This window comes from Methanoregula sp. (assembly GCF_003170075.1).
In the GTDB taxonomy this organism is placed as follows: Archaea; Halobacteriota; Methanomicrobia; order Methanomicrobiales; family Methanospirillaceae; genus Methanoregula.
On record NZ_PMZU01000017.1, the window covers coordinates 1 to 24,021 of the forward strand.

Genomic DNA, 24,021 nt, shown 5'->3' on the forward strand with positions numbered 1-24,021 from the left:
CCGTGAACCAGCCGGTGCATCCGGCTCACCGGACAATCACGAAAAAAACCGGCCAGACCCAGGAAACGAATCTCTCTCCCCCTCAGGAAACATTGTCAACTCTCGTGGCACAACCCCAAAAAATGACGCCCCGTCCCCTTGCAGATTCGAAAAACCCCGTCAACGGGCCTCCGGCATCGATCAGGACAGCAACCGCACCGGTTCAAAAAGAACCGGAGATTCCGGCAAGTGATAACGTTCAGACCGATAGTACCTTACCGGCATCCCTGAAACCCGTGAACCAGCCGGTGCATCCGACTCACCGGGTGGTTGTGAAAAAAACCGGCCAGACCCCGGGAACGAATCTCTCTCCCCCTCAGGAAACATTGTCAACTCTCGTGGCACAACCCCAAAAAATGACGCCCCGTCCCCTTGTAGATTCGAAAAATCCCGTCAACGGGCCTCCGGCATCGATCAGGACAGCAACCGCACCGGTTCAAAAAGAACCGGAGATTCCGGCAAGTGATAACGTTCAGACAGATTTAGATAGCGATTTTGATACGATTGATTCAATGAACCTGAACAAGGTGACAGACAAGATCAGGGAAGAGTGCAAAACGATGGTAAAAAATCTCCATCTGGATCATCTGATGGACCGGGACTAGATGAAGGGGGGGTATGTAGTATGTCCCTCGTCTTTGGTATTGACAGTACCGTCCTCGTCCTTGTTACTGGTATAGCAGTCGTGATCTGCATTGTTGCGTATCTCGTAGTAAAAAAAATACAGGCCACTAAGAAAGCGAAACTGCATAAAATTGCTGCAGACCCGTTCCGGATTCCCCTTCGCGTACAGGAGATCCCCGTTAACACCAAAGGCATTTCTCCCAATCAGGGCGCAATCGTTGCATCCGCTCCGCATCCAACGGAGATTAATTACATTCATGGCATGACAGATATTTCCCAGAGCCTTGTAGCTCTTGCGGAAAAATATTCCCTGGATGAGATCACACTCGCCACTTCAGATGGCCTGCTGCTGGCCTCTTCCCACAGGACACCGGCAGCTGATGATATCGCCCGGTACTGCAGAATCTATACCACCAATCCCCTGGGCCGGTTTCCCGGAATCATGTTGTTTGGCGTGGAACACAAAGGATCGTCCCTTGTTGGAATCGCAAAAACCAAAGGCCGGGTTCTTCAGGAACCAGACCAAGAACTGATATGCGATACAAAAGATATTTTAAACTGGTGGATATAACACGGATATGAAACACATAAATAAAATATTTCCTTATACGTATAATTATAGTAGATTATAGTCAGGACGACTGGTGTTTGATGGTCAAAGTATACACGATTGCATCCGGAAAAGGAGGTACCGGTAAAACCACGGTTTCCATCAATCTGGGAACGATGCTTGCCAAACTGGGAAAAGTTACCTACCTTATGGATGCCGATATCGGCATGGCAAACGTCGGCCTGATTCTGGGGCTTCAGGATGCCCCGGTAACCCTGCATGAGATCCTTGCCGGAAAAAACACTATCGATGAAGGGATCTATGATGGCCCGGCCGGACTCAAGGTTATCCCAAGTGGTATATCCCTGCAGGGCTTTCAGCAGGCAGACCCGGATAAAATCCGCGACGTTATGTCGGAGATTGTAAAAAGGTGCGAGTTTTTACTGATTGACGCACCTGCCGGGATCAGCAAGGATGGCGTGGTTCCGCTGGCCGTTGCAGACGAGGTTATCCTGGTTGTCAATCCAGAACTCTCATCTATCGTAGATGCCCTCAAAACAAAAATCCTGACAGAAGTCGTAGGAGGGCATGTCCTCGGTACGATTATTAACCGCGTAGATAAGGAAAAGAGCGAGATCCTTTCCAGAAAGATGGAAAAAGTGCTCGGGGTAAAAGTCATCGGAATCATCCCGGAGGATGCCAATGTGAGGAGGGCCGCAGCGGCGCGCTCCCCCCTTGTCATTAAATTTCCGGATTCACCTGCATCAAAAGCGATACAGAGGATCGCATCAGATCTCATCGGGGTCGCCTATAAGGAAGACGTGGCAAAAGTCCCAAGGGAAGGGTTTATCGAGCGCTTCTCAAAAGCACTCTTCAAAAAGAAATCCGACAAGTAGCACAGCCGTGCGTACTTACCTTTATCGTTTCCTATTCAGGTGTTTTAACAAACTTGCAATCGGTATGATGCCCGGCACCCGGTGCATTCCCATAAGAATCGCATCTGACCCACAGCGAAGAAGGTGCAGTTGGGTGCAGGTCTTATTAAAAGAGGGTGGGGCAACCGTTATGCACGGAGATGGCCCATACAAAAACCGGCTTATTCAGACTTGTTGGTGATGATAAAGACGCAGTACTCGTCGCCTTTCGAACGGCACTTGATCTCCCGGCCCTGCACTTTGATCCCAAAGGAGCCTTCGATAATCCCAGCGAGGAGGCCGGCAGTACAGTAGCAGACGTTCTTTCCCGTATTCCCGAACGCCTCGGATTCTACCGTGTGTTCGAGCGTAATGGTCTTCTCCTTTTTGGCTTCGTTCCACTCGCTTTTTACCAGATGGAACCAGCCCATCTGGGAATAAAAGGTAAACGCCATATCTGACAGAGTGTTTGGCTGGGTGATACCCATCTTCTTATAGTGTTCGACATTCTCCCTGCCCATGTCCATGTAGGCACGGTAGTTTACACCGCCCGCCGGCATCTCGCCCATGGTCTTTTTAAGGGAGTTCATCATGGACGTGAAGACAAACCTGGGCATTATGACCACCGGATCATCGATCAGCTTGATCGTCCCTTCCACCGGCTTGTGCTCGATGAACTCGGTGATGGCAGAATCACCTTTGACCACAGCCTGTGCCTTGAACTTCCAGCTGGGATCTACCTGGTCGACAACAAATTCGCAGCAGTCGTCACCGTTTGCCACGCACTTGCGTTCAAGACAGTACCAGTTCTTACCGGTAACGGCCATCATTATCCCTTCGATCCACCCCATGTGGACACCGCAGACCGGCATTTTCCATTCTTTTAAGATCTCCGCCTCAAAAGTGTGCTTTGTGCGGAGGATAATCCGCTTTTCGCTCTGCTCCACAAGCTCGAATGGTGCACCCCAGCCCTGCTGGTGCTGGAGTTTGAAGACCAACATGAGGAACTCCGCGGGTTTTAAGTCCATGCCGAATTTTTTTAAGAGGTTATACAGGCCGCTGGAGCCCATCCCCACGGACCGAAACAGTTTGCGTACCGCCTTTACGGCCAGTTTCTTGTTTAAGTTGGCCTCATACATTTCGTAGATGGCCTTGATCAGGTAATTGGGGTTACTTGCCGTTTTCACCCCGAAAACCGAATATGAACCTGCACCCGGGTCAAGTTCAATATAGGGGGTGATATCCTTTTCCCCCTTAATGAGAGCCTCGAAGTCTTCACGTCCAATCTTCATGAGCGATCAGTCTGTTATTGTATAATTAAAGGATTTCGACTTACTCTTATGGGCCTGTTCCGACGGCAAATCAAAAGAAAATACGAGAATTGCCCGGTTATTTCCTTCGAGGCGTTAAAGATCAAGGATATGGGAAGGGTGGGATTCATCAAAGGTGATCTGGAAATGTGTCACGGTCTGGGACCGGTCCTGGACGAGGCAGGTATAGTTCCCGTACATCACACGGAAACTGACCTCTCCGTTCCCGGTAGTGGTGTCGCTTCCCACAATCTTTCCGTCTTTCCTGATAGAGACCCGCATGCCGTTCTGCGGGTTTTTTTCCCGCCGGACTGACAGGGTAACTACCCCGATACCCTGACTTTTTTGACCGATCTCCGGGACGGTGTACGTAATATTTTTCCGGAGATGCCCCTTTTCAAAAATCCGGCATCCCATAACAAGAGCATCAACAATATCCGGTTTCACATCACACAGAACATAGTTCCTGCCTGCCCGGATATGGACGACCGCATTGTCACCAAAAAGCGCCCCGTCGGTATCCACATAGATCGCTCCCTCAGGTTCACCGTTCAATACTGCAAGGTAATACTCACGGTTCCCTTCTTTTGACACAGCGACCGCATCCAGGTGCCGGGAGGCTGCAAATGTGAGCAGTTCAGGGAGCGAAAATGTACCCAGGTACTTCGATCCTTTAAGGATGTTTTCCAGCAGTTCATGTAGATCCATGAAACGATCCTCTCACGTGCACTCCGGGTCGGAATTTTTTAGTTCTCCCGCAGACTGCTCTTTTAATACTCTCAATCACTTATTCGCAACAGGCGTATTATATATTTGCAAAGTTTTCTCCATGCTGGAGACGAATTAGTTAAATATCCTCCCGATTCGATGTGAAAACATCCTCAAACTGAGCGGCGATTCCGTCACGGCCGGCCCGGGAAGCGCCATGCATAAGTTGTAGGAGATATAACGGTACTGTTGTTTATGATATTTTATCCGATGGTGGTCTCCGCTGTTGCGGTTCTTGCGACCCTTGTTTATGCCTCGTACCTGGACATCAAGGACCGCCGGGTACCGTTCAAAACGTGGTACCCCATGCTTGTTGTCGGGATCATTGCAACGATAGTGCTCATCTACCAGCAGACCGGAAATATCAGCCTGATCCTCGGCTACCTCGCTCTGATTGCCAGTTTCTTTTATGCAGACTACCTCGACAACCGTGACCCGGAAATCCCGTTCAGGTTCTCTTACCTTGCAGCCGTCCTTGCCCTTCCCGCCATATCCTGGTTTATTATACCGGCTCTTTCCACGGGAAAACTACCAGAACTCCAGCTCATCCCATGGTATGTAATGTTTGTTGGGCTTTTTGCCTATGTATCCTACCGGGAATACAAAAAGAGACCCGGGCAGAAACTCAAGGCAAAACAGCTCAAGAAAGACGGTCTGATGGACTCAAACGTGGAAAATGTCTTAACCCGCTGGTATTTTGTACTCGTCATCGTCATCCTTGCGATTGCATCCATCTATATGTTCATCAACGAGGGTCCCTTGGGCGCCACTTGGATCTATATTGCCCTTGCCGCCCTATTCTGCGGTGTCTTCTATGTCTTCGGGCAGATGCACCTTTTTGGCGGGGCAGATGCCTGGGCGCTCATTTTTATTGCCTTTTGCATCCCGACATTCCCCATAACCCCCCTCTTAAATACGCCACCGCTCGGGTTCCTGTCGTTCTCGGTGCTGATAAACGCGCTGATCCTCAACCTGGTAGCACCGGTGGGAATATTTATCATTAATATCGTAAAAGGAAACCACGCCCCGTTCCAGTACATGTTCTTCGGGTTCCCGGTCAAGGGAGAGAAGATCCAGCAGTCATGGGGCTTTGTAATGGAAGACTTTGTTGAAAAAAACGGAAAAATCGAGCGGAAATTTATCGGGTTCTGGGACTCCCTCCGCCGGATGCGCTCCGATGAAGGCAGGATCTACACAAAAGATCTCCGGGAACACCCTGAAGAATTCGAAAAGGAACTGGGACTCTACCGGAAAGCAGGGACGGTCTGGATCTCCTACGCAGTTCCCTTTATCCTCCCGATTACGGCAGGATTTATTTCAGCAATCGTTTGCGGAGATTTCCTCTTCTCGCTCATAAGGTTACTCAGCGGTGGTGTGTAAAGTGATCTCACTTAAATTTTCTGAAGGAGGGCTGATCCCGGTGATCGTGCAGGATACAAAAACCAGAAATATCCTCATGATGGCGTACGCAAACGAGGAGGCAGTGCGCCTCACCGACACGACCGGCTATGCCCATTACTACAGCAGGAGCCGGAAAAAACTCTGGAAGAAAGGCGAGGAGAGCGGGCACTTCCAGAGAGTTGTGAAGATCTTTGTGGACTGTGACGAGGACTGCCTTATCTACGAGGTGGAGCAGACCGGTGCTGCCTGCCATACCGGGTACCGCAGTTGCTTTTTCAGGACGCTTGACGGGGAAATTACCGGCGAGAAGGTCTTTGACCCGGAAAAAGTCTATGGAAAGACCGGACACTGATACCGGAGCCGGGCATTTTCCGCAGGACATCCCCTGCGGCAGACATACCATGAGACGACGTGTATGAACGATTCTCCTGATAAACGAGAGGCCATTAACCGGTTAAAAGAGCAGACCGCACACCTGTCGATCATCTCCAATACCGGTCTTGTGGTCATGAAATTTGTCGTGGGTTTTGCCATCGGCTCGGTGAGTATTATCTCCGAGGCCATCCACTCCTCTATGGACCTGCTCGCCGCGGTCATCGCCTTTTTCTCAGTGAAAAAATCCGCAGAGCCCCCCGATGCCGGCCACTCTTTCGGGCATGGGAAATTTGAGGATATCTCCGGGCTCATCGAGGCACTGCTCATCTTTGTTGCGGCAATCGTGATTATCGTTGAAGCGGCACTCAAGCTTCTCGGGGGAAATGAGCGGGTGTTCTCGCCCACCCTCCTCTATGCCGGTATTGCCGTTATGGGCATCTCGGTGCTTGCCAACTGGTATGTCTCAACAAGGCTCATGAAGGTGGCAAAAGAGACAGAGTCTATCGCCCTTGAGAGCGACGCATGGCACCTGCGGACGGATATTTATACGTCGCTCGGGGTCTTTGCCGGGTTGATCCTGATCCATTTCACCGGCCTTACGATTCTCGACCCGATCATTGCCGTCGCGGTTGGCCTCGTGATCCTGAACGCAGCCGTTAATCTCCTGAAGCGATCGTTTGCCGATCTTATCGACCATTCCATCCCCAAACTTGACGAAGACCGGATCAAGGCGATCATCTGCGAACATGTAAGCGAGTACGCCGGGTTCCACGGTCTCAGGACACGCCGGTCCGGCCCGGAGATCTTCATCGAGTTCCACCTCGTCGTGCCCGGGGAGGTCTCCGTTACCCAGTCCCACGATCTCGCCGATCACCTCGAATCAGACCTGCTCGTGGAGTATCCCCGGGCAAATGTCACCATCCATATCGAGCCATGCAATAAAGGGTGCAAACGGTGCGGGCCGTTCTGTACGTATTACGAAAAGCAAGAAAAGCAGAAACAGCACAAAACGTGAGTGCAGGCAGTTCGTATTTTTTTTTTACGAACCTAAAAAAAAAATACAGGATGGTATGTAGGGAGATAATTTTCCTGCGGGCCGACGGTGGAGGGAACGGTTCCCCCCTCGAGAACACAAGGAAAACGCGTGCCGGGTCACTTGTTTACAATAACCGTTCCTTTTATTGCCGCATTATCCATGCAGTGATAGCCGTACGTCCCTGCTACAGTGAACGTGAACTGGTACCGGTGGTTGGTTTCAAGCAGGGGGGAGGTAAACGCGTCGGGAGTCCCTGCGTCAGAAGTAATGATGTGACGCCCCAGATCGTTGTTTAGCCAGGTGACAGTGACACCACGTTTCACCACGAGTATCTGGGGATTGACACCTGCACTTCCAATCAGGATCGTTGTCTGTGGAGTATAGCCCGGTGTCGTGGGTGGAGTCTGTTGTGATGAATTTGTGCAGCCCGCTACAAGAATGAGCGCGGCAAACAGCAGGAGTGTGCCGGCCACGAGTGTCGCAGGACCGGATCGGATATGCATATAGTACGGTTTATTCGATGACATTAAAAGTTCGTGGTCGTCCACCATATATGCACGGTGATCGCACGACGATAGATGGGTAAAACAGGGATGGGGGGCAGATCCCGGCATTACCCTGTCGCAGGCAGTAACTCAAGGGCCTGTAAATCACAGGACGAACGGGACCTCATGCCGACCCGGGCCAGGCACGCATGATTCCGGGAACGTGTTCAGCACCCGTAACTTTCCTGCACCCCGTATACAGGAAACCGCAGAAAATCACTTTTCAAAAATCCGCACGTATTCGCGACTGGCCGGACGATCCCGGATGACTGCGGGAGTTGGACAGATCCCGGAGTGGGAAACGTGTACCCCTCTCCCAGAACCGCTCAAAGTACACCGCCCGACCCCCTCCGGCCCCCATGCCACAATGTTATACATAATTACCATCGTAAAATTACCCAAAAAAGGCCCTGTTTCCTGCAGGGGTCGTGGGGGGTCGGATGGGTACGGGCACTAAAAATGATCAAAAAGATCCCTGCGAACTTTGTGAAACCCATGAGTCTATTGCCGGGAAAATATCGCCGGCGAAATGCGTCAACGGGGAACAAAACTGCATGAGTACCCGAAGCCATTTTTGTGCTTATGGAGGAGGGGGGTCAGATGGGTACAAGCGCTAAAAATGTTTCGAGAAAACTTCGCTCCTACACCCCACAACAATTGCACAACATTCCTCCCGTTTCCCGCCGAACCCCTTATAAACCCCAACGCCTCATATCTTTATCTATCAACGATGGTCTATCGTTGACCAAAATAGTATACAACACCATACTATAGGGGAGAGAATATTTTATGATACTGGTGCCAGATACGAGCGTCCTCATTGACGGGCGCATAACCTCGATGATAAAGGCCGGTGAATACAAAGGAGCAACAATAATCGTCCCGGAAGCGGTGATAGCAGAACTCGAAGCCCAGGCAAATAACGGGCGCGAGATCGGGTTCTCGGGCCTCAACGAGCTGCAGTCGCTGTGCAAAATGGCCGAGGAAAAGACCATAGAACTCAAATTCTCCGGTGTGCGGCCGTCCCTCGAGCAGGTCAAGCTCGCAAGCGGCGGCGAGATCGATGCGATGATTCGAAACATCGCGATTGAGAACTCCGCACGGTTCATCACGAGCGACAACGTCCAGGCCGAAGTGGCGCGGGCAAAAGGGCTCGACGTCATCTACTTAAAACCACAGATTACCGATTTTGTCCCGCTCGGGATCGACCAGTTCTTTGACGAGCACACGCTCGCTGTTTACCTCAAGGAACGGGTTCCCCCTGCCGCAAAAAAGGGCACCATCAACGACATGAAACTCGTGAAGATCCGCGACCAGCCGGTCAGCGAATACGAACTCCGTAACCTCGCACAGGAGATCCTCGAACGGGCCAAGCGCGACCCGGACGGATTTATCGAAGTCGAAAAGCGGGGCATCACGGTCGTTCAGATCGGATCGATGCGCATCGCAATTGCCCGCAGGCCGTTCTCGGACGGCATGGAGATCACTGCTGTGCGCCCCATCGTTGACGTGACGCTCGACAACTACGCGAAAGCGGATGTCATCAAAAAGAGGATCGTCTCCGAGAAGCGGGGCCTTATCATCGCCGGATCTCCCGGCGCAGGAAAGACCACGCTTGCACAGGGAATTGCGATGTACCTTTCCGACAGTGGATTTGTCGTGAAAACCATGGAGGCACCCCGCGAGCTCCAGGTGCCCGACCAGATCACGCAGTACACGATGCTTGACGGCAGCATGTCCAACACAGCCGACGTCCTGCTGCTCGTACGTCCCGACTTTGTCATCTTTGACGAGCTGCGGAAGAGCGAGGACTTCGAGGTATTCTCCGACATGCGGCTTGCCGGCCTCGGCATGGTCGGTGTCATCCACGCAAACAGCGTGCAGGATGCGATCCAGCGCTTCTCAGACCGGGTGGACTTCTCCGTCCTCTCGCAAGTAGTGAACACTATCGTGTTCCTGGAAAAAGGCGTCGTGACGAAGATTTTCGACGTCGGATTTACCATCAAGGTGCCCGAGGGCATGGGAAGCGAGATGCACATCCGGCCCGTGACCACCGTCACCGACTCCGAGACCGGCAGGCTCGTGCTTGATATCTTCCGGTACGACGGTCAGACCATTGTAATGCCGGTGTTTGAGAGTACCTCTGCCACACCTGCCTCACGGATCCCGCAGGTGCCACAGATCCAGAGCATCGGCCAGCCGGTTTCCCATGTCAACAAGCCGGGCAGTTCTCTTTCAGCCATCCCGGATGCGACCCCACGGGCCCCGACTGATGAACGCCCCGGCTGGAAGCTCACCGAAAAAGAGATCCAGCGCGAGATCGGGAGATACACGGATGGTGCCGTCGAAGTCGAGATGATCAGCGACACGAAAGCTGTCGTATACATCGATGACAAGGACGTTCCGGCTGCAATCGGCAAAGGCGGCAAGAACGTCTCGGCCATCGTGAACAAGATCGGGATCGGCATCGACATCAAGCCCCGGTCCGACCTCGACCGGCAGCAGGCGCAGCCGCAGAAACCCGAGGGGGAGTTCTCGATCGGGAGCGGGATTAAGATCCAGACCGACAAGAAGCAGCTCGTCATCATCGCCCCGGAGCAGTCCGGGAAGATAGTTGATGTCTTTGCCGGTAAGGAGTACCTCTTCACGGCGACGGTTAACGACGCCGGGGAGATCAGCCTTGCGAAGAACTCGAGTATCGCACAGGAAATGATCCGGCGCTACCAGAACAACGAGAACATCAAGCTGAGGCCGGTATAACAACCCCTGTTTTTTACAAGAATACTTTCACATACTATAAGGAGAGGTGAAGGGATTTTGAGCGAATTTGATCTGGGCAGATTTGAAGAAGAAGCGCACGAACGGTGGCTCCACGCGTTTGAGTCCAACCCTTCGAACCGCGAAAAATATTACATAACCGTCGCGTTCCCGTACCCGAGCGGCGCCATGCACGTCGGCCACGGCCGGACGTACATCGTCCCCGACGTGATCGCACGGTTCTGGCGGATGCGGCAGAAACAGGTACTCTTCCCGATGGCGTTTCACGTCACGGGTGCACCGGTCGTCGGTATCTCAAAGAGGATCGCACGGAATGACCCGAAGACGATCCACCTGTACCGCGACCTCTACAAGGTCCCGCAGAATGTTCTCGAGGAATTCACGAACCCGCTGACGATTGTCAGGCACTTTGCTGCCGAGTACCAGCGCGTGATGACTTCATGCGGTCTGTCGATTGACTGGAGACGGCGCTTTATCACGGTCGACCCGACCTACAGCAAATTTGTCGAGTGGCAGTGGAAGCACCTGTACGAAGCCGGGCATGTCATCAAGGGCGTCCACCCGGTCCGGTACTGCACGGTCGACGACAACCCGGTCGGCGATCACGACCTTCTCGAAGGAGACAAAGCGGAAGTGATCAAGTTCACCCTCGTCATGTTCCGGTTCGGTGATGCGTTCATCCCTACCGCCACGCTCCGGCCCGAGACTATCCACGGTGTCACCAACCTCTGGGCAAACCCGAATGTCACGTACGTGAAAGCGCTCGTGGATGGCAACGCCTGGATCATATCGAAGGAAGCCGCCGAAAAACTCGTGCTGCAGGACCACACGGTCGAGGTAAAAGAAGAGATCCCGGGTAAAGACCTCGTTGATAAGAACGTCAGCCACCCACTCTGCGGCACTGTCCCGATCCTCCCGGCCGACTTTGTCGACCCCGACATGGCGACCGGCATGGTCATGAGCGTGCCCGCCCATGCACCCTTCGATTACATCGCCCTCCGCGACCTCCAGCAGCAGGGGAAGTATACGCAGATCAAACCTGTTCCCCTGATCAAGGTCGATGGTTACGGTGAAGTTCCCGCACAGGACGCGGTAGAACGGGCCGGCATCCACCACCAGATGGACAGCCGGATGGATGCGCTCACGCAGGAGATCTACTCTGCGGAGTTTTCGAAAGGAAAACTGTTCGTGAAGTTCGGCGGAAAGCCGGTCCGGGTCGCCCGCGAAGAGATGGCGCAGGAGATGCTCAACAAGTACGACTCGGTCGTCATGTACGAGTTCGATTCCCGCCCCGTTATCTGCCGGTGCGGAAACAAGGTCAAGGTCAAGATCCTCCACGACCAGTGGTTCCTGAAATACAGCGACCCCGCATGGAAACAACAGGTCAGCGACCACTTAAAGGACATGGCGCTCGTGCCCCCCGAAGTCCGTACCGAGTTCGATCGGACGGTCGGCTGGCTCAAGGACTGGGCCTGCACCCGGCGTGTCGGTCTCGGCACGAAGTTCCCGTGGGACCCGGTCCAGCTCATCGAGCCGCTCTCCGACTCGACCGTCTACATGGCCTATTACACGATCGCACATAAGATCCGGGAGATCGACCCGAAACTCCTCACCCCTGAAGTCTTCGACTATATCTTCCTCGGGAAAAAGTCCCCGGACCTGCCCGAGAAGAGGAAACTCGACGCGATGCGGGAAGAGTTCCTGTACTGGTACCCGTACGACTTCCGGTTCTCGGCAAAGGATCTCATTTCTAACCACCTCACCTTCCAGATCTTCCACCACGTCACAATCTTCCCGAAGGACAAACTCCCGAAGGGCATGGTCGTCTTCGGGATGGGCCTCTTGAACGGCGCGAAGATGTCGTCCTCGAAGGGGAACGTCTTCCTCTTGGAAGATGCGGTGAGCGAGTTCGGTGCCGATACGGTCAGGATGTTTTTAACCGGCAGCGCGGAGCCCTGGCAGGACTTTGACTGGAGAAACGAGCTCGTCCTCTCCACGAAAAAGCAGATCGAGCGGTTCTATGCGACCATCACGGAGCTCAAAGGCGCACAGGGAGAACCGCAGGACATCGACCGCTGGCTGATCAGCCGGCTCCAGGAGCATATCGTTAAGATGACCGCGGCTCTCGAGAACTTCCAGACCCGGCAGGCACTTCAGGAAGCATCGTTCGGGATCGAGACCGACCTTAAGTGGTACCGCCGCCGGCTGCCCGAAGGCTGCGACGGCAGCAGGGAACTTGCAACGCTCTGTTCTGTCTGGACACGCCTGCTGGCGCCGTTCATCCCGTTCACCGCAGAACACCTCTGGAGGGAACTGGGCAACAAGGATCTCATCTCGTTTGCCGAGTGGCCGGTTGCAGATGAGAAACTGATCAACTCGAAGATCGAACTCTCCGAAGAACTCCTTGCCCGCACTGTCGAGGATATCGAGTCGATCAAGAAGCTGATCCAGATCACCCCGAAGTCGCTCACCATCGTGCTCGCCCCCGCGTGGAAGCATGAGGTCTTCCGGACGATTGCACAATCGACCGACCGGAACACGGTGATAAAAGAGATCATGAAGAACGACACGATGAAGAAGCGGGGCAAAGAGGCGACTGACGCGGCAAAGCAGTGCACCACCCTCATTCACCGCCTGCCCCCGCATGTCGTGGAGCCGCTCGCAAAAGAGCCCTTGAACGAGCGTGCGGTCTTTGAGGAAGCACAGGCCTTCCTCGAACATGAGTTCGGGGTGCCGGTCCACATTGTCGATGCGGAATCAAGCGGTCATGCAAAAGGGGCAACCGCCCTGCCGTTCAAGCCGGCGATTGTTATTGAATAATTTTCCTTTTTTTCACGATTATATCGTCGGGGTTGCTACCCTTGAAAGTCGTGAATCCGGGGGTGTACTCCGGGAGAGTATCACGTCACTGGTTCGCCACGGTACCCGTGAGACGCCAGGATCGCGGATACTTTTTGCATCCACACGGGATCGCTGCAGGGTGAGGTTATCAGGCCGGGAGACCGGTCTGCCGGCTTTCTGGATGCAACCGCCACAGCGAGCGGTTTAACCTCGCCACTCCAGATCCGGGCAAGGTCGGGATCATCGGTCTGGATATCGTTACGCCCCACCATCCGGCCCGCGACCATACCCCTGTCATCACAGATCAGCATATGGTAACACCGGAACTCCCGGCAGACCTGTGGCCGGGTCGCGTAGATCGCACATACCATACCCGCTCCTTCCGGGTTTTTGCGCATGAAAATACATCCCTTGGGAGAACCCGGGGCATCCCCTTGGCCTGATGTGAATTCCTCATCGATCTCATCGGCATATTCTGGCTGCACGTGCACCGGGAAAACTTCGCCCGTTATACCGTTACGGCAATAGTAATTCCCGCTTGTCAGCTGCCGCTCGATCCTGATATATGCGCCAAGACTTGTGCAGCATTTACCGCAACCGTTGCAGACAAAATTTACCATGCCCGTATCACAATTCAGTGTGCAGTAGTGATGGAAAAATGAAGATTGAGAGCGAGGAGTTATTCCTCAGCCACGCTCTTTGCCCGCTTTACCCGCTCTTTCGTAGAGAAACCCGTCGCAGCGTCCAAAAATTTCCTGAACCGCTTGTTGGTATCGATGATCACCTCATCGCTTGCCGAGATATCGGATTCGGTGTTTACCCGGAGTGTTTTTCCATCGGCACCGCAGATCGCTTCCAGTTTTTTAAGGGCCCCGAACCGGATCCGGTATGCATTCCCGTTCTTTTCCGGCTCAACGCCGAAACAGTTTTTGAGTTCTGCCACGATCCTTGGTTCGAGGTCCTTTGTCAGCCCTTTTTTTATGGGGTACTCCTGCATACTCTTTTTTAGGTAGTGCGTGTATGTTAATTTAATGACGACCGATTCCTCGCATGATCTCCAGATCTTTTCTAAGCCGCTCCCGAGTGAAAGCACGTCGGTGCTGATGGGATTCCCCGGCAGCGGACTGGTCGGTACTATCGCCCTCCAGTATATGGTCGACCAGCTCGAGTTTGAGCTGGCCGGCACCATGACTTCCCGGTATTTTCCCCCCCTTGCCATGATGAACAAGGGCGTGATCAACGATCCGGTCCGGCTGTACATGAAAAACGATATTGCCGCAATTGTGGCCGACATCCCCATCCACCCGATGATCTGCTACGAGATCTCAAACGGCATCCTTGACTGGCTCGCGCCGTTCAAGCCAAAGGAGGTGCTCACCATCGCCGGGATCGTAACAAACGAACCGGAGAAGCGCGTGTTCGGCGTTGCAACGACCCCCGAGGCACTCAAGCGTATCGAGGACCACACTGAAATCCTGCCCATCGGGAGTATCTCGGGAATCGCGTCAAGTATCCTGACAGGATGCAAGATCCGGGGCATCCCGGCCTACGGGTTGCTGGGGGAGACCGTCAACGCCCCCGATCCGCGCTCGTCTGCGGCGACCATCGAGGTGCTCAACAAGATGTACAACCTCGGTCTCGATGTCAAACCGCTTTTAGAGCAGGCAGAGGAGATCGAACAGAGCATGCACAAGCTTTCCGAAGAAGTTCAGCAGTCAGCAGATACGACACCGAAAAAAGATCTGCCGATGTACGGGTGATTCACGATGAAATGCGCTGCGTTAACCGGTATATCGCCTGAAGTGATCCGGGATCTCCGGACGGGAAAGCCCCGTACCATCGAACTTCAGAGTGCCCATAACATTGTGACCATTTCCGGTGTCGAGCCCGGGCCCGATGTCCACATCTTCATGACTTCGATCGATATCGAAGATTTAGGCCCGGGAGATGTGGGAATCTGCGTGTACCTTCTCTCATCGGTAATCTCAATGAAACGGATCGTGGAATACTCCCAGGGGTTGTATTACGAGGAACGGGAACGGATGTCAGCCCGGGTTCAGGTGAAATACTGCTCTTCGTCCATAGTAAAGGAAGTCTTCCATGAAAGTCTCTGTGCCCCGACCCAGGTGGAAGTGCTCAAGTCATCGTGTTATCATGCGGGATGAGGAAAAATCTGTATTTTGCTGATAAATCCCATTTTATTTTTCGCATGGAGCATTCCCATGACACAGATTAATTAGCCCGGAACACGAACCTAATAGGCGTCACGAGGGCTTGTGGCTTAGCCTGGACATAGCGCCGGGCTTCTAACCCGGATGTCGGGGGTTCAAATCCCCCCAAGCCCGTGTTGTTTTTTTTTATTTGTTGAAACCTACCAGCACGTGGGGAAATTTGCATAAAAAAACGCCAGTTTTACCCGAAAGGAAATATGGGCACACAAAAGAGTGAAAAAAGAATTACGATAGTTACTGTTCTGCAGTCGGAACAGCATCTTCCACAGGCTGCTGAAGGATCTGCACGTCCACGATGTTATGCTGCCTTTGAGCCAGTTTTTTTGCCTTGAAAATATTTTTGCCGTTTTTACCGATTGCAATACCCCGGTCCTCGTCACTGACATCAACCGTGGCCGACAGCTCACCGGGTTCACCGGTAAAGACAATGCTCGTCACCTTCGCCGGTAAGAAACAGTTCCTCAAAAACTGTTCCGGGTTGCTGTTATATTCAACAACCTCGATCTTCTTACCCATCACTTCAGAGGCCTTCTTGATGGATGCCCCTTTCTTCCCGATTGCAAGCCCCATGTCCCCGGGGTTCACGACAAAGATCAATCTTTCGTTGCGTTCGTCGATGACGCAGTCGCGGCTTCCTGCGCCGGTCAGTGATTCGAACTGAGAGATCAGGCGCATGTCGTCTTCAGTCAGTTTGACTTCAACCATATCATGCCGTCCTCTTGAGGGAGAGAATATCTGACTCGCCAGGGCTTACGATGGCGAGTGCGCTCACCATGAAGGGTTTACCACACGCTTTGCCAAGTGCAACGCTCGACCCCTCAAACGTGTGGATGAAGATCTTTTCATACCCTGCGAGCTGGTTTTTAAAGTTCTCCGGGCAGTTTGCCGCGATGACGACCATCTGCGCCTTACCCTCTTTTACGCATTTTTCCGTGTTGTTCTGACCGAGAATAACATTTCCGGTCTTGATCGCTCTTCTCAATGAAGCGTTAAAATCCATCTGCAATTCTCCTTGGTATTTTTGGTTTGTCTGGTTTAGTCTTTAGTTGTCGAGTTGTTTGACCGCCACCAGTTTGACATCCCCGGTACCGAGCTGGATCGGCTGGCCGACGATGACATTCTCTGTGACGCCGCTCAATTCATCGGTCTCGTTTGCGACCGCAGCATCGAGCAAGTGGTTGACGGTCACTTCGAACGCGGCCCGGGAGAGGACACTTTCCTTCTCACCGGCAATGCCGTGCCGGCCGATCTGCTTGACCTCACCTTCCATACACATCATGTCAGAGACGAGCATGATATGCCGGACATCCACAAGGATACCCTGTTCATTCAAGGTTGACTGGGCCTCGTGGATGATCGCGTTTCTCGCCGCTTCGATACCGAGCACCTGGGCGATCTCACTGATGTTGTTGGTGCGGGTCCGTGTGGTATCCACACCCACGACATCAAATACATCTTTTAGGTTGGAGCCTTCAGTATAAAGTATATACTCCCCGGTCTCTTTCCTGACGACGACCCGCAGGATGTCGTCAATACCCTGAACAATTACGTTTCTCACATGTTCGGCGAGCTGGAAGAGGTTCTGGTAGCTCTCCCGGTTTTTCGGGGTAAATATGATGGTCGCGGTGGCCTCGTTGATATCATGCTCGAAGTCGCGGTAGTGCCGTCTGTCGCGGATCTTCTTGGGCGCAACTTCCATGACCTCTACCGGTGAGATCATGCGTTTCTCACAGACCTTGGTATTAAGGTGGACGACCACCTGCATGTTCTCCATGTCGGTGGTGATATCCCCGAATTCGTGAAGCGGGGCCGCCTCAATCTGCCAGCTGACCTCACGCGCCTTGTCCCGGTCGACGCCGTACTCACGTTCGAGGTAGACTGTCATGGTCGGGGTACTTGGCTCTTTTCGTGCATCCATAATTTCGATAAGCCGGGGCAGACCCAGTGTAACGTTAATTTCCGCAACACCGGCGTAGTGGAAGGTACGCATCGTCATCTGGGTACCCGGTTCACCGATCGACTGCGCAGCGATCACGCCGACCGCCTCGCAGGGCTCGATACGGGTCGAAAGGTACTCCTTTATGACACGATCCAGGATTTCCTTGAACTGCGCATCGGTGATCTCTTTTCCGTCAAGGAATTTACGCAGCTGGTCTTTTGTCTTCGGCAGGAGATCTGCAGCCTCGATCTTCTTTTCGTACTTGTCCGGTATCATGCTTTTCAGACCTCCTCTTTTAACACAGATTCTACGATACCTTTAACGTCGACCGGGTCCCCGAATGCGCTCTTCGTGGGGTCGGTGTTATCCTCGCCGTACTGGAACTGGATGATCCGCCCGCCGGTTGTCCGCACGGTGCCATCGTATGCAACTTTGAGGTCCTGCAACGCGTTGATCATACGGCGCTGGAGGTAACCACTCTGGGACGTTCGGACTGCCGTATCGACCAGCCCTTCACGGCCACCAATGGCGTGGAAGAAGAACTCGGTCGGGTTCAAACCCCCCTTGTAACTGTGCGCGATGAACCCATGGGCATCGGCGCCCCGGTCGCCCTTCTTGAAGTGCGGGAGCGTGCGGTCATCGTAACCTCTGACGATACGCTCACCACGGACAGACTGCTGGCCGATACAACCGGCCATCTGGGTCAAGTTCAGCATCGACCCACGGGCACCGGAGACTGCCATCAGGACAGCGCTGTTCCCAAGACCGAGGCGGCGGCCGGCAATCTGACCGGTCTGGTCACGGGCTTTCCCAAGCACCTGCATGATTTGCATTTCAAGCGTCTCTTCAATAGTACGCCCGGGCATCGGTTCGAGCTGGCCATCCTCGTAGATCTTAATCCTTCGGGAGACATCGAGCGCGGCAGTCTTTAACACATCGTCGATCTGGCCGTACTCGGTCTTGGTGAGGTCCTCATCGTCGATACCGAACGAGAATCCATCAATCATAATACCGCGGATGGAGAGTTTGGTGACCTGATCGATGAACTCCGCTGCACGTTTCATGCCGTACAGCCGGATGATACGGTTGACAATCTGACCTTCGAATGCTCCGATCGCTTTCTTGTCGATGGTACCCGACTCAAGTTTTCCATCAATGATCCGGACGTAGGCGTCACGTTCGCAGTCTTTCTTCTTGCATTCGTCGCAGTTCTGGCAGGAACTGGCCTTAAAGACCATGTTGAGTGCGTCAGGAAGGATCTGCGAGAAGACCTGCTTGTTGCTCCAGTACTCGACACCGTTCTCAGTCTTGCCTGCCGCGGGTATATGCTCGATCTTTACCGGCTTTAAGAGATAGAGTGTCTCTTCCTTGTTGAACCAGCGCATATCGTGGGTCAACATGAAGATACCCGAGATATGGTCGTGGATACCGCCGATAATAGGACCGCCGAAACGGGGCGAGAGAATGTTTTCCTGAACTGAGCAGAGAATGAATGCTTCTGCCCGGGCCTCTTCGGTCTGGGGCACATGCAGGTTCATTTCATCCCCATCAAAGTCGGCGTTATACGGTGGGCAGACGGCAGGGTTGAGCCGGAAGGTCCGGCCTTCCATGACCTTGACCCGGTGCGACATGATACTCATCCGGTGCAGGGACGGCTGCCGGTTGAAGAGCACGATATCGCCGTCGCGCAACTGGCGTTCGACTGTCCAGCCGGGTTCAATCATATCGGCAACCGTGTCAAGGTTATCCGCACCCAGCCGGAGCCGGCGGTTATCCGGCCGGATCACGTAGTTTGCACCACAGGGTGCATTGACATCCGGGCGGACGGGGCCGGTTCGTGCGATCTGCTTGAGGTCTTCAATATTGTACGGGGTGACCCGTACGGGAATCGTCATCTCGTTTGCAACAGCAAGGGGAATTCCCACTTCCGTAACCGAGAGGTTCGGGTCGGGAGAAATTACGGTACGCGATGAGAAGTTCACACGCTTACCGGACAGTGAGCCACGGAACCGCCCGTCCTTACCCTTAAGCCGCTGCGAGAGCGTCTTGAGCGGCCTGCCGCTGCGGTGGCGTGCCGGTGGGCACCCGGCAACTTCGTTGTCAAGATAGGTCGTCACATGGTACTGCAGTAATTCCCAGAGATCTTCGATGATCAGCTGGGGTGCCCCTGCATCCTGGTTCTCCTTGAACCGCTGGTTGATACGGATGATATCCACGAGCTTGTGGGTGAGGTCGTCTTCCGACCGCTGTCCGTTCTCAAGGATAATCGACGGCCGCATGGTGACCGGCGGCACCGGGAGCACGGTAAGGATTGTCCACTCTGGACGAGCGACTTTCGGGTTGATCCCGAGCGAAACCAGGTCCTCGTCCGGGATCTTTTCGAGGCGCGCACGGATATCGGCGGGTGTGAGCTTGTGCTCAACCTTCTTGCCTTCCTCGACCATCACTTCGGAGAACGTGGTCGGTTTCTCGAAGTTGATCTTGAGCTGCTGTTCGCCGCAGTGCGGGCAAATGCGCTCCTTTTTCACATCCTTTTCAGAAATCTGGTCGCCGGTCTGGTCCTCATCGGTCCCGACAACCTTCTCTACTTCATCAGGTGACAGGAGCACCCGGCCGCATGACCGGCATGTGACACGCAGGAGTTTCCTGATAAGCCGCGTATAACCGACATGGATGACGGGCTTTGCAAGCTCGATGTGCCCGAAATGCCCCGGGCAGTCACTTGCTTTCTGGTCGCAGGTCTTGCACCGCAGCCCGGGGTCGATGACCCCGAGGTTTAAGTCCATGAGCCCCTGCGGGTATGGAAAGCCGTCATCATCGTAGGTGTCCGCCCAGATGATCTTCCTGACACTCATCTCCCGGATCTCTTTAGGAGACAGCAATCCGAATTCAATTTTTCCGATTCTCTTTGGGCTTGGCATGACGCACCTCCTATACGACGTCCTCTAATCTCAGGCGGGGTGCTATCCCCATGCTCTTCATCTCATCCAGCAGGAGCTTGAACGCGTAACTCATCTCGACCGGGTAGATATCGGTCTCGTTACCGCAGGCAAGACACCGGGTCATGTTGCGCTTGCGGTCGAGCATCGCCACCATCCCGCACCGGGCGCAGACATATTCCGTTACCTTATCCGATTCATCGAGCAGACGTTCCTTTAATGCCATAGCGGCACCGTGTCCGATCATGACATCACGCTCCATCTCACCGAACCGGAGACCCCCTTCACGAGCACGGCCTTCAGTCGGCTGGCGGGTGAGCACCTGCACTGGCCCGCGGGAGCGGGCGTGCATCTTCGAGGATACCATGTGGTACAGTTTCTGGTAGTAGATCACACCGATGTAGACATCGGCCTTGAACGCCTTGCCGGTAATACCGTCGTACATCACTTCGCGGCCGGTATGGGAGTAACCGAGTTTTTTAAGCGATGCACGGAGATCTGCTTCTCTTTCGCCGCTAAATGCGGTAGCATTGATCCGCTTGCCTTCCAGTGACCCGACTTTACCACCAATCATCTCGAGCATATGCCCAACGGTCATACGGCTGGGGATTGCATGCGGATTGATGACGAGGTCGGGCGTGAGTCCGTTCTCGGTAAAGGGCATATCTTCCTGGCTTGCAATCAGGCCGATGACTCCTTTCTGACCGTGCCGGGACGCAAACTTGTCGCCGATCTCGGGCACACGCAGGTCACGGGTCCGCACCTTGACGAGGCGCGAACTGTTCTCACCTTCGGTGATGATGACCGTATCGACAATACCATGCTCGTTGCTGCGCATGGTGACTGATGTGTCGCGGCGCTTCTCCACTGCTATGAGTTCCCCTGTTGGTTCCTCAAGGAACCGGGGGGGGGAGGTCTTTCCGATCAGGACATCCTTTTCCGCCACAATCGTCTCGGGATTGATAACACCGTCCTCATCGAGGTTCTTGTAGGATTCAGCGCCATGAGCCCCGCTGACATCCTCATCCGGCACTTCGATCCGGTCGATCTGGCCGCCAGGGTACCGGCGTTCTTCGCCTTCGTAGGTCCTGAAGAAATGCGAACGGCCGAGACCCCGGTCGATCGAGGCCTTGTTGAAGATGAGCGCATCTTCAATATTGTAGCCTTCATAAGACAGGATGGCAACCACAAAGTTCTGCCCGGCAGGCCGGTCGTCCGATCCGATCAGTTCGGATGTCTGGGTGTGGACGAGAGGTTTCTGTACATAGTGGAGCTGATGGCCACGGGTATCGGGGCGGAGCTTCATGTTAGCCGCGGCAAACCCGAGCGCCTGCTTGACCATCCCGGCGCCCATCGTAACACGCGGACTTGCATTATGTTCAGGGAACGGGACATGTGCCGCACCGATACCGAGGATAAGCGAAGGATCGATCTCCAGATGCGTGTGCTCTGGCGTGATATCCGCGGGGTTCATCGCAATATAGAGGTCTTCTTCTTCCTCGGCATCGAGAAACTCAATCATTCCGTGCTTCACGAAGTAGGAGAAATCGATCTCCTTTTTTGCGAGCTTTTTGATGTCCTCTTCGTTGATGAGGGTCTTGCCATCCTTTAAGACAATCAGCGGACGACGGGCGCGGCCGCGATCGGTAAGCAGGATGACATCACCGTTGAATTCTTTGTACGAGACATTTACTTCGGTGGAGATAGCACCCTGCCGACGCATGGTCCGGATATTCTCCACAAGGGTCTTTGGATCATCGACAAGACCGATCAATGCCCCGTCAACAAACACGCGTGACTTCTTCATCGGACCTCACCCCTGATCTGCTCGACATCAAGCGTATGCAGGATGCGCATGATCTCCTCTTCGTCGCCAACACCCTTGCTGATCTCGACCATCTGTGCAAAGTTTTTCACCAGGCCACAATTTGGCCCTTCTGGAGTCTCGCTCGGGCAGATCCGGCCCCACTGGGTCGGGTGAAGGTCACGGGCCTCGAAATGAGGCTGTGAACGCGAGAGCGGGGAAATGACACGGCGCAAGTGGGAGAGTACGGCCATGTGGTCGACGCGGTCGAGGAGCTGGGACACACCTGTCCTTCCGCCCACCCAGTTACCGGTGGCGAGCGGGTGGAGCAGCCTCTCGGTGAGCACATCTGCCCTGACTGCCGTTGCAATCGACAGGTCACGGTGCCGCATGCTTGCCCGTTCGAGCTGGTACTTGATATCACGGGTCAGCCGGTTGAGCGAGATACGGAAGAGATCCTCCATGAGATCACCGGCCAGTTTGAGCCGTTTGTTTGAGTAGTGATCCTTATCATCGATCCGGCGCTTGTTTAAAACGAGATCAAAACAGGCCTCGGCCATGCGGCCAAGGAAGTGCGCTTTTGCAAGCCGGATTGAAGCCACCGCTTCGGCATAACCCTCGTCACCTTCCTTAAGCGTGGTAGGCAGCGCATAGTTGAGATGCGGGAGCAGATAGTTGTCCAGCACGAACTCGGCGCGCTTCTTCTGGTAGTCCTTGGTCTGATTGGGTGCAAGCTTTTTACCCACGTACATGACGCCGCCTTCGACCGAGTCGCACTCGCTCTCTTCGAGATTCTGCATCATGAAAGTGAGGATATCCTCATCAGGTGAGACCGCGTTGACGACTTCCTGATCGTTTGTCATGCCAAGCGCACGCATCAGGTCGACGAATTTCAGATGTCCTGCGACGGATGGGAACGAGACCTCCAAGAGGTTCTTCTTGTTGCGCTCGACAACCACGAGCGCACGGTATCCCCGGAACTGCGAGAATACTTTTGCCACGTAGATCCGCTCGTTGTACCGCTCGGTGAACTCGGTCATGATCTTGTTGGACGCAAGATCCTCTAACGTCATGAGCACACGCTCGGTACCGTTAACAATAAAATAAGCGCCCGGATCGAATGGATCCTCCCCATGGGAGACACGCTCGTCGTCACTCATTCCGTACAGGTTACATGCGACAGAACCGACCATAATGGGCAGCTGCCCGATAGTCGTGACGATGGGATCCTGCCGATCCTCACCATGCACGAGTGTCAATCCGAGCTGGATCGGTGCCGCATACGTGAGGTTGCGCAGGCGCGCTTCGCACGGGTACAATTCCCCCTGCGATCCGTCAGCCTCGCGCACGAGCGGCTTTTTTACCTCGATATTGCCGAGCTCGACCCAGACCGGTTCATTGTTCTTGCCCCGGTTCTCGATGTCGGTCTCGATAATCTTCTGTTCATTGACCACTTTCTGGAGATTCTCTGTCAAGAAATAGTTAAAGGAGTCAAGCTGGTGGCGCGCAACATGCTCCCGTGCAAAGTATGCCCTAGATAAAACGCTTCTATCAATCAGATAGACCACCCCCGGCCATTATTTTTTAGGTCTCCTGATAACAAGTCGATACGCTTCGGCCCTGCCAGCTGTATGACTCTTCCGGATAATCCGAATCACATCATCGACTTTTGCGTCGATCTCTTTCACAGCAGGGTCGTCATGGTAAATTTTTGGTAATTGTTCCGTAGTAATATGGTAGCGGGAGAGGAGCGCTGAAACCTCCTCCTCACTCATGAGCTGGTGATCCGGCACCATTGCGTGCTTCAACACATTCAGTTTGGTGCTCAAAGAAAAACCCCCTTAAAGATGAAACGATTGCCTCTCAGATGCATCACCGCAAAAAATCCACGATTGGATCGTGGTAACGGGCCCGGAGGGATTTGAAC

General features: G+C 53.9%; 22 protein-coding genes and 1 tRNA gene. 11 read left to right on the forward strand and 12 right to left on the reverse strand.

Going from position 1 to position 24,021, the window contains the following annotated elements; translation table 11 throughout:
• The 3 genes from QZN75_RS01330 to minD form a co-directional block, all read left to right on the forward strand.
• The coding region (locus QZN75_RS01330) for a hypothetical protein (protein WP_292423769.1) at positions 1-644 on the forward strand (644 nt) is incomplete at its 5' end.
• 20 nt (positions 645-664) lie between these two features.
• Positions 665-1,234: a hypothetical protein gene (locus tag QZN75_RS01335; protein WP_292423770.1), complete on the forward strand. Its 570-nt coding sequence runs from the start codon at positions 665-667 to the stop codon at positions 1,232-1,234.
• An 80-nt stretch (positions 1,235-1,314) separates the two neighbouring features.
• Positions 1,315-2,109, forward strand: a complete 795-nt coding sequence (minD, locus tag QZN75_RS01340; protein WP_292423772.1) for a cell division ATPase MinD — start codon at positions 1,315-1,317, stop codon at positions 2,107-2,109.
• 200 nt (positions 2,110-2,309) lie between these two features.
• On the opposite strand, the gene QZN75_RS01345 is transcribed toward minD, so the two are convergent.
• Both QZN75_RS01345 and QZN75_RS01350 read right to left on the reverse strand, forming a co-directional pair.
• On the reverse strand, positions 2,310-3,419 hold the full coding sequence (locus QZN75_RS01345) for a V4R domain-containing protein (protein ID WP_292423775.1): 1,110 nt from the start codon (positions 3,417-3,419) through the stop codon (positions 2,310-2,312).
• Positions 3,420-3,533: 114 nt separating this feature from the next.
• Positions 3,534-4,145 carry a hypothetical protein gene (locus QZN75_RS01350; protein ID WP_292423776.1) on the reverse strand — a complete coding sequence of 204 codons (612 nt, stop codon included), beginning with the start codon at positions 4,143-4,145 and terminating at the stop codon, positions 3,534-3,536.
• A 255-nt stretch (positions 4,146-4,400) separates the two neighbouring features.
• Here QZN75_RS01350 and QZN75_RS01355 point away from each other — a divergent pair, with 255 nt between their 5' ends.
• The 3 genes from QZN75_RS01355 to QZN75_RS01365 all read left to right on the forward strand — a co-directional run bounded on the left by QZN75_RS01355 (position 4,401) and on the right by QZN75_RS01365 (position 6,996).
• The gene (locus QZN75_RS01355) at positions 4,401-5,585 is read left to right on the forward strand and encodes an A24 family peptidase C-terminal domain-containing protein (RefSeq protein ID WP_292423777.1); all 1,185 of its coding nucleotides are present in this window, start codon (positions 4,401-4,403) and stop codon (positions 5,583-5,585) included.
• Position 5,586: 1 nt separating this feature from the next.
• Positions 5,587-5,958, forward strand: a complete 372-nt coding sequence (hisI, locus tag QZN75_RS01360) for a phosphoribosyl-AMP cyclohydrolase (protein ID WP_394339483.1) — start codon at positions 5,587-5,589, stop codon at positions 5,956-5,958.
• A 63-nt stretch (positions 5,959-6,021) separates the two neighbouring features.
• On the forward strand, positions 6,022-6,996 hold the full coding sequence (locus tag QZN75_RS01365) for a cation diffusion facilitator family transporter (protein ID WP_292423779.1): 975 nt from the start codon (positions 6,022-6,024) through the stop codon (positions 6,994-6,996).
• Positions 6,997-7,133: 137 nt separating this feature from the next.
• On the opposite strand, the gene QZN75_RS01370 is transcribed toward QZN75_RS01365, so the two are convergent.
• Positions 7,134-7,520, reverse strand: a complete 387-nt coding sequence (locus QZN75_RS01370; RefSeq protein ID WP_292423782.1) for a plastocyanin/azurin family copper-binding protein — start codon at positions 7,518-7,520, stop codon at positions 7,134-7,136.
• An 831-nt stretch (positions 7,521-8,351) separates the two neighbouring features.
• Between QZN75_RS01370 and QZN75_RS01375 the strand changes: the two genes are divergently transcribed.
• Together QZN75_RS01375 and leuS are read left to right on the forward strand one after the other, a co-directional pair.
• Positions 8,352-10,322: a PINc/VapC family ATPase gene (locus QZN75_RS01375; RefSeq protein WP_292423785.1), complete on the forward strand. Its 1,971-nt coding sequence runs from the start codon at positions 8,352-8,354 to the stop codon at positions 10,320-10,322.
• A 57-nt stretch (positions 10,323-10,379) separates the two neighbouring features.
• Positions 10,380-13,160: a leucine--tRNA ligase gene (leuS, locus tag QZN75_RS01380; protein ID WP_292423789.1), complete on the forward strand. Its 2,781-nt coding sequence runs from the start codon at positions 10,380-10,382 to the stop codon at positions 13,158-13,160.
• Positions 13,161-13,240: 80 nt separating this feature from the next.
• Here leuS and QZN75_RS01385 read toward each other — a convergent pair whose 3' ends face one another.
• Entirely contained in the window at positions 13,241-13,801 is a 561-nt protein-coding gene (locus QZN75_RS01385; RefSeq protein ID WP_292423792.1) for a YkgJ family cysteine cluster protein, read from the reverse strand.
• A 59-nt stretch (positions 13,802-13,860) separates the two neighbouring features.
• A complete protein-coding gene (locus QZN75_RS01390; protein WP_292423795.1) occupies positions 13,861-14,178 on the reverse strand; it encodes a DUF5611 family protein in 318 nt (105 codons plus the stop codon).
• A 34-nt stretch (positions 14,179-14,212) separates the two neighbouring features.
• Here QZN75_RS01390 and QZN75_RS01395 point away from each other — a divergent pair, with 34 nt between their 5' ends.
• From QZN75_RS01395 to QZN75_RS01405, 3 genes are all read left to right on the forward strand, one after another.
• Positions 14,213-14,941 (forward strand): proteasome assembly chaperone family protein, encoded by a 729-nt coding sequence (locus QZN75_RS01395; protein WP_292423797.1) that lies wholly within the window; start codon positions 14,213-14,215, stop codon positions 14,939-14,941.
• Between the two features lie 6 nt (positions 14,942-14,947).
• A complete protein-coding gene (locus QZN75_RS01400) occupies positions 14,948-15,346 on the forward strand; it encodes a DUF473 domain-containing protein (RefSeq protein WP_292423800.1) in 399 nt (132 codons plus the stop codon).
• Between the two features lie 105 nt (positions 15,347-15,451).
• Positions 15,452-15,526, forward strand: a tRNA-Arg gene (locus QZN75_RS01405).
• A gap of 120 nt (positions 15,527-15,646) precedes the next feature.
• Here QZN75_RS01405 and QZN75_RS01410 read toward each other — a convergent pair.
• Genes QZN75_RS01410 through QZN75_RS01440 form a run of 7 tightly spaced genes read right to left on the reverse strand, consistent with a single transcriptional unit; the run spans position 15,647 to position 23,923 of the window.
• On the reverse strand, positions 15,647-16,117 hold the full coding sequence (locus QZN75_RS01410; RefSeq protein WP_292423803.1) for a NusA-like transcription termination signal-binding factor: 471 nt from the start codon (positions 16,115-16,117) through the stop codon (positions 15,647-15,649).
• Position 16,118: 1 nt separating this feature from the next.
• Positions 16,119-16,412: a 50S ribosomal protein L30e gene (locus QZN75_RS01415; RefSeq protein ID WP_292423806.1), complete on the reverse strand. Its 294-nt coding sequence runs from the start codon at positions 16,410-16,412 to the stop codon at positions 16,119-16,121.
• A 42-nt stretch (positions 16,413-16,454) separates the two neighbouring features.
• Positions 16,455-17,627, reverse strand: coding sequence for a DNA-directed RNA polymerase subunit A'' (gene rpoA2 / locus QZN75_RS01420; RefSeq protein ID WP_292423809.1), 1,173 nt, complete (start codon positions 17,625-17,627; stop codon positions 16,455-16,457).
• A 5-nt stretch (positions 17,628-17,632) separates the two neighbouring features.
• Positions 17,633-20,272 carry a DNA-directed RNA polymerase subunit A' gene (locus QZN75_RS01425; protein ID WP_292423812.1) on the reverse strand — a complete coding sequence of 880 codons (2,640 nt, stop codon included), beginning with the start codon at positions 20,270-20,272 and terminating at the stop codon, positions 17,633-17,635.
• A 10-nt stretch (positions 20,273-20,282) separates the two neighbouring features.
• Entirely contained in the window at positions 20,283-22,097 is a 1,815-nt protein-coding gene (rpoB, locus tag QZN75_RS01430; RefSeq protein ID WP_292423814.1) for a DNA-directed RNA polymerase subunit B, read from the reverse strand.
• Positions 22,094-23,662, reverse strand: coding sequence for a DNA-directed RNA polymerase subunit B'' (locus QZN75_RS01435; RefSeq protein ID WP_292423818.1), 1,569 nt, complete (start codon positions 23,660-23,662; stop codon positions 22,094-22,096). The genes rpoB and QZN75_RS01435 overlap by 4 nt, the downstream gene beginning before the upstream one ends.
• A 9-nt stretch (positions 23,663-23,671) precedes the next feature.
• Positions 23,672-23,923, reverse strand: coding sequence for a DNA-directed RNA polymerase subunit H (locus QZN75_RS01440; RefSeq protein ID WP_292423821.1), 252 nt, complete (start codon positions 23,921-23,923; stop codon positions 23,672-23,674).
• Positions 23,924-24,021 lie beyond the last annotated feature (98 nt).

Coding starts and splice junctions, on each gene's coding strand:
- QZN75_RS01350 (WP_292423776.1), bottom strand. CDS start 4,145: ATGGATCTACATGAACTGCTGGAAAACATCCTTAAAGGATCGAAGTAC.
- rpoA2 (WP_292423809.1), bottom strand. CDS start 17,627: ATGATACCGGACAAGTACGAAAAGAAGATCGAGGCTGCAGATCTCCTG.
- minD (WP_292423772.1), top strand. CDS start 1,315: ATGGTCAAAGTATACACGATTGCATCCGGAAAAGGAGGTACCGGTAAA.
- QZN75_RS01370 (WP_292423782.1), bottom strand. CDS start 7,520: ATGCATATCCGATCCGGTCCTGCGACACTCGTGGCCGGCACACTCCTG.
- QZN75_RS01365 (WP_292423779.1), top strand. CDS start 6,022: ATGAACGATTCTCCTGATAAACGAGAGGCCATTAACCGGTTAAAAGAG.
- rpoB (WP_292423814.1), bottom strand. CDS start 22,097: ATGAAGAAGTCACGCGTGTTTGTTGACGGGGCATTGATCGGTCTTGTC.
- QZN75_RS01395 (WP_292423797.1), top strand. CDS start 14,213: ATGACGACCGATTCCTCGCATGATCTCCAGATCTTTTCTAAGCCGCTC.
- QZN75_RS01345 (WP_292423775.1), bottom strand. CDS start 3,419: ATGAAGATTGGACGTGAAGACTTCGAGGCTCTCATTAAGGGGGAAAAG.
- QZN75_RS01355 (WP_292423777.1), top strand. CDS start 4,401: ATGATATTTTATCCGATGGTGGTCTCCGCTGTTGCGGTTCTTGCGACC.
- QZN75_RS01375 (WP_292423785.1), top strand. CDS start 8,352: ATGATACTGGTGCCAGATACGAGCGTCCTCATTGACGGGCGCATAACC.
- QZN75_RS01390 (WP_292423795.1), bottom strand. CDS start 14,178: ATGCAGGAGTACCCCATAAAAAAAGGGCTGACAAAGGACCTCGAACCA.
- QZN75_RS01410 (WP_292423803.1), bottom strand. CDS start 16,117: ATGGTTGAAGTCAAACTGACTGAAGACGACATGCGCCTGATCTCTCAG.
- QZN75_RS01385 (WP_292423792.1), bottom strand. CDS start 13,801: ATGGTAAATTTTGTCTGCAACGGTTGCGGTAAATGCTGCACAAGTCTT.
- QZN75_RS01335 (WP_292423770.1), top strand. CDS start 665: ATGTCCCTCGTCTTTGGTATTGACAGTACCGTCCTCGTCCTTGTTACT.
- QZN75_RS01400 (WP_292423800.1), top strand. CDS start 14,948: ATGAAATGCGCTGCGTTAACCGGTATATCGCCTGAAGTGATCCGGGAT.
- QZN75_RS01415 (WP_292423806.1), bottom strand. CDS start 16,412: ATGGATTTTAACGCTTCATTGAGAAGAGCGATCAAGACCGGAAATGTT.
- QZN75_RS01425 (WP_292423812.1), bottom strand. CDS start 20,272: ATGCCAAGCCCAAAGAGAATCGGAAAAATTGAATTCGGATTGCTGTCT.